Annotated in this window: 2 protein-coding genes and 2 pseudogenes; 2 read left to right on the top strand and 2 right to left on the bottom strand. The window is 46.4% G+C overall.

Features of this window, described 5'->3' with window-relative positions; all coding sequences use genetic code 11:
- Positions 1–111: pseudogene (locus KP703_RS15050) on the top strand (IS5/IS1182 family transposase); the annotation flags it as partial.
- Between the two features lie 679 nt (positions 112–790).
- On the opposite strand, the gene KP703_RS15055 reads toward KP703_RS15050, so the two are convergent.
- Both KP703_RS15055 and KP703_RS15060 read right to left on the bottom strand, forming a co-directional pair.
- Positions 791–1,165: a hypothetical protein gene (locus tag KP703_RS15055; protein ID WP_373687509.1), complete on the bottom strand. Its 375-nt coding sequence runs from the start codon at positions 1,163–1,165 to the stop codon at positions 791–793.
- A 386-nt stretch (positions 1,166–1,551) separates the two neighbouring features.
- Complete coding sequence (locus tag KP703_RS15060) at positions 1,552–3,387, bottom strand: HAD family hydrolase (RefSeq protein WP_215755516.1); 1,836 nt, start codon at positions 3,385–3,387, stop codon at positions 1,552–1,554.
- Positions 3,388–3,973: 586 nt separating this feature from the next.
- Here KP703_RS15060 and KP703_RS15065 point away from each other — a divergent pair.
- Positions 3,974–4,757 (top strand): annotated as a pseudogene (locus KP703_RS15065) (hypothetical protein); the annotation flags it as partial.

Genomic DNA, 4,757 nt, shown 5'->3' on the forward strand with positions numbered 1-4,757 from the left:
TTCATCCGAACTGTCGGTATCACCCGGGCCACCATGAGGATCGGGCTGGCCAATATCGTCTACAACATGCGCCGCTTCCTCTTCCTCGAAAGGTTGAACGCGAGCGCGTAGTCATCCAGCGGGAGGGCAGTCCCCGATCTGCTCAAAACGCAGATCAAAAGCTACCCCAAAAACCGTCAATCAAATCGCCAAAACCCTGAAATCACGAGCCAGGCGCATCAACCAACGGTTCTTCGATCCCTCCAGATGCTTCCGTCGCACCGCCAACGATACCGTCCATTGTCCTGACGGATGATCTTCTCGAAAACAGCCATCAACCCCACCCACGCGACACCCCGCGTTCGCACAAGTCATAAATATCCGGTGCGGAAAGACCGGAGGGGCTACCTTCCCTCCGGTGAGCCTGCATACATTGCGGCTGCCAGCGTGAGATAACTCCCGGCGTCACGCTCACGACGGCTGATTTACGAGACGTCACCCTAGTTACAGAAACAGAAAAAGCTTCCTCAGCAAAGGGCAGCCGGGCGTTTCCAGAAAGAGCTGATATTTTTTGGATTTTTGGCTATAAATTTGGCAGAGAGCCAAGTCACTACTGCCCGTGTACGGCAATGTGGCCGTTCAGAGAAAGCGAGCTGATTCCACCCGCTCTGACATATAATGGCTCACATCGCTTTGGGATGGTTACCGGTGTCTCTGCTTATTTTGCAGGACATAACACCGGCACCATCCTTTTTCTTCAGATTGCGTTCGACAGTCAGTTCTGACCGCTGACAGCAATAAAAGAGTATTCTCAGCGAAGAGGGCGTTTTTCCTGAAAACCGAAGCAGATATAATGAATAAATGGCCCACGTTCAAACTCAACCACGTCCGGGTTAGCTCTCAGATAAGCCTGGCTATCAAACAAAGCGTTAGGGCTACGCCCTTCCTGAGACCCATGATTCAGAAAATGTTCCAGCGGGTCGATCCCGGCTTCTCTTACGTCGGGATACATATCCAGATACCAGCCCCCATCAAAATAAATGACAGACTGAAATTCCTGATTTTCCTGCATGGACGGTTGTGCTCCGCTAATTTCATTCTGCAAAGGCACTGTGTCCTGTACTGCGCCCAGCTGCATCTCTTCTGTTTTTGGTGCTTCAGCAATGGGGTCCGGAGTAGATGCCACAGCTTTCCTGGAGGCCCTCGGCCGACGTGCGACCTTCAGATCCTTTACCAATTTCGGTTTTGTTACCTTGGCCGCCTTGGTTTGGACCTTGCTAGTACGCACACTCATATGCCAACTCACACCATTAATATATTTGCATGTTTATTAATAATTTTCCTTAGATATTGTCCAGTAAAAAGAGCTTAAAGGGAGCATAATTTTCCTTATCTGGCGTGAAAAAATAATAATGTGTACCCTACCGATTTTTCACTTAACCATTTGCCACAGGTTTGTTGATAAAAGAACAAACAGCTGAATGCTCTAATTCCGGGAAGAGGCTTTCCTCAAAAAAAATGCCGCATCGAAATGCGGCATTTAAAAAGAAAAATTCAGAACATCTTTACATATCATATAGCTTTAATATGTGACGCTGCTTTAGGGTTCTTACCTTCATCCAGAATGTAATAATGGATGCCTTCAGAAACCCAGTCTTCCCGGAAACCCGCGCGAAGATAAACATCGCGGCATGGCGTATTATCCGGCAGTTCATGCACAGACGCTGTCACACGTACATTGCCGAGGGCCTTACGCACAAATGCCACAGCCTCTGCTACAACAAACTCCTCAACTTCCATCCCCAGCACGCGGCAACTCATAACATACTGAACAATTTCAGATTGCCTGAGGAACAGAACCCCTACCAACCCATAGTCCGTAAACTTGTCCTGTACCGTAAAGGCCAGAAGCTGGCCACCACCCTTAAGGAAGTCCGTCACCTCCTTAAAAGCCCACCGCTTCCCTGAAGTATTGAACTGATTGGTTTTGTTCGTCAGTTCCAACGCCCGCGCAAATTCAGGCTGGGCGGTATCTGTAATATATTTAAAAGCAACCCGACATTCCAGAGACGCAAGAAACTCCTCCCGACTCATCGCGGACCGGGTTTCTTCCCGCACAATCTGACCGCGAATCATATCTTCCCGCCGCTCAGATTCTGCCGTCAGTTGTGCAATCTGGGTTTCTGCAGACCACAGCAGAATACGCCGTGTCAGATAGGGGTTGCCACCCATCACCCGCAGATCTGGGAACGCTGAGGCCACAGCAGCACGTTCAACAGGGTTATCATCAACAAAAACCACACTCTTGGGCTTAATGTTGAATTCCTTGCAAATCGCCGCGATGTTCTCTGCTTTGGGCTGCCAGTTAATCTTCAGAGAAGCAAAGTCCTCCAGAGAGACAAATTTGGGATTAACCACATCATCCCATCTCTGCTTCACAGTCTCGTAGTCATTTTTCGAGCAAATCGCGACCAGAATCCCCCGCGCCCGCAGATAATGAATGGCTTCCCAGACACCAAGCGGCCAGCCATCTGTACGCGGCCAGGGCTGCACATCCGGGCGATAGTGCTCGGCAAGCTGACCACGCCACAGCGTGTTATCCAGATCAAAAATCACGGCCTTGACCTGATCCACCTGATTGACCGTGCGATAAGACGTCACAATCTGGCGGTACGCTGCGTCCAGAAACTCGTCCCGCTTGATGGGATAGACCGTTTCCAGCGGCGGAATAGGTTCATTACGAGCAATTGCCCCGAAATCATCCCAGTCCTGAAACGTCACTCCGCCGTGGGAGTAGAAATAGACGACGTCATCAAGAACATAGCGCTTACCAATAGCACTGGCGACAGAATCTACATCCAGCACGTAGGCATTCTTATATGTCTCAACCCGCTCGTTGAGGTAATCATTCAGCTGGTGAACAATTGTCACCAGATCACGGCTACCGCCTTTGCCACGCAGACTGGAAGCGCTGCTCATTTGCGGCACAATAAAATTCGATACAAATGTCAGAAGGCCATGCGATTCATTATAGACCATGGCCGCGGCGAGCATGACATCAAGAAGATTTTTCGCATCTTCAAGAATTTTCTCTGCAAAGCCAGACTCATTAAAGTGAAATCCCTCAATAACCCGATCGCTCAACAACGTCCGCAAAGGAATCTGCACATATTGCAGATCATAACTCTCCACCGGTGAAGGCGGCTTTGGCGGCAGAACACTGACGAAATTATACGGAATATAATCAAATGCGGTTTCAGGATGGCGGACCTTGAACTGCTCAAAATACAAAGCCGTCAGACAGGAACCAACCAGCAGAATCCGATTAATCTTTTTTTCTGTCCGCTCCAGATCGGAAGGAAACAGAAACTCTGCGGCAGACATACCCTGCTCTTTTTGTTGCACCATAATCACCTTGTTCCTGTTGCGCTCAGATATCTCAACACACTTGAGGAGTGCTTCCTCGCCTCTTGGACGCGCTGATACGCTTCCGGTTCACTGCCACATCCCATGAAGGATGTTTACACTATTTTTCAATAGTAGAGACAGTGGCCGGAAAGACAAAATCGCACACATTGCCCATCAAAAAGATGACAAGCGTTTTTCTTTTTACATACCCAAATATCACTCTGGCGATATTACTCTTTTCTGGCACAGTTCATCATCGCATTCTGAATAGAATTTTCACTCGATATTTACCTCCTAATCATTTTGATATCGATTCGTCTTCATTAATCGGAGCGCTATCAAGAAAAAACCATAAAAACATGCGAAAAAACTCCATATGTTGTAATATTTATATTTTTTATGATTTATTTTTAAGTAATTATTCTTATTTTACAATAATAAATTTAGCACTTATTTATTTATTTTACGAATATATATATCCTCATATTTGTAACATAATACCAAGAAGTTGACCGTTCTCATGTCTTGTTTTTTGAGGTATAGTTAGAAGACTTCAAAAGTTAATTCGGTACAAACGGGAAATGTGATGGTCGCCTTAACAGCCTGGAATAAAAAAGATATAAAAACGATTGTCGACTCAGAGAAATTTGACCTTGATTTTTATCTTGTCGAAAATCCTGATGTAAAACAGTCGGGTCTTGACCCTATTGTCCATTACGTTCTTTACGGTTGGCAGGAAAACAGAAACCCGAACGAAAATTTCAATACTGAAATCTATTATAATCTTTATAAAAACGTTATCGGCCAAGACGAAAACCCGTTTGCACATTATATCCGTAATAACGAAAACCTGTACTTCTTTGAAAAAGGGTTGCTACAGGAATACAGCTACGATTCCATCAGTAACGCTCTCAACCGACTGAAAAAATATCCTTTTTTCAGTTCTGATGACTACCTGCGTATGAATGCGGATATTTCGTCTGCCAAAATGTCACCGGCCCGTCATGCCCTGCTTTACGGGATTGGTGAAGGACGAGAGATTTTTTCTAAACGGTCGATTGTCAGCTTTCTCGGAAAAGAATGTAAGCACGACATCGATTATAAAATTTGTAAAAAAGACACCAGCAAAGCTCTCCCCAAGACCGTTGGCGTTTTCTACCATTCCGAAGGCAATTCCTTCATCAAGGAACTGGCTGAGTGCCTGGATGAGTATCTCAGAAATAGTGGGCTGAACTCCCGCGTCATGACGGAAGATACGCCGGAAGAGGACGCTCCGGAGTTGTGCATCTTCTGTGCGCCTCATGAATTCTTCTTCCTTTCCGGCAATGAAACCTGGAAAAAAGACGAAATCATCAAGCGGTCGATCATGT

Source organism: Acetobacter sp. P5B1 (assembly GCF_018811985.1).
In the GTDB taxonomy this organism is placed as follows: Bacteria; Pseudomonadota; Alphaproteobacteria; order Acetobacterales; family Acetobacteraceae; genus Acetobacter; species Acetobacter cerevisiae.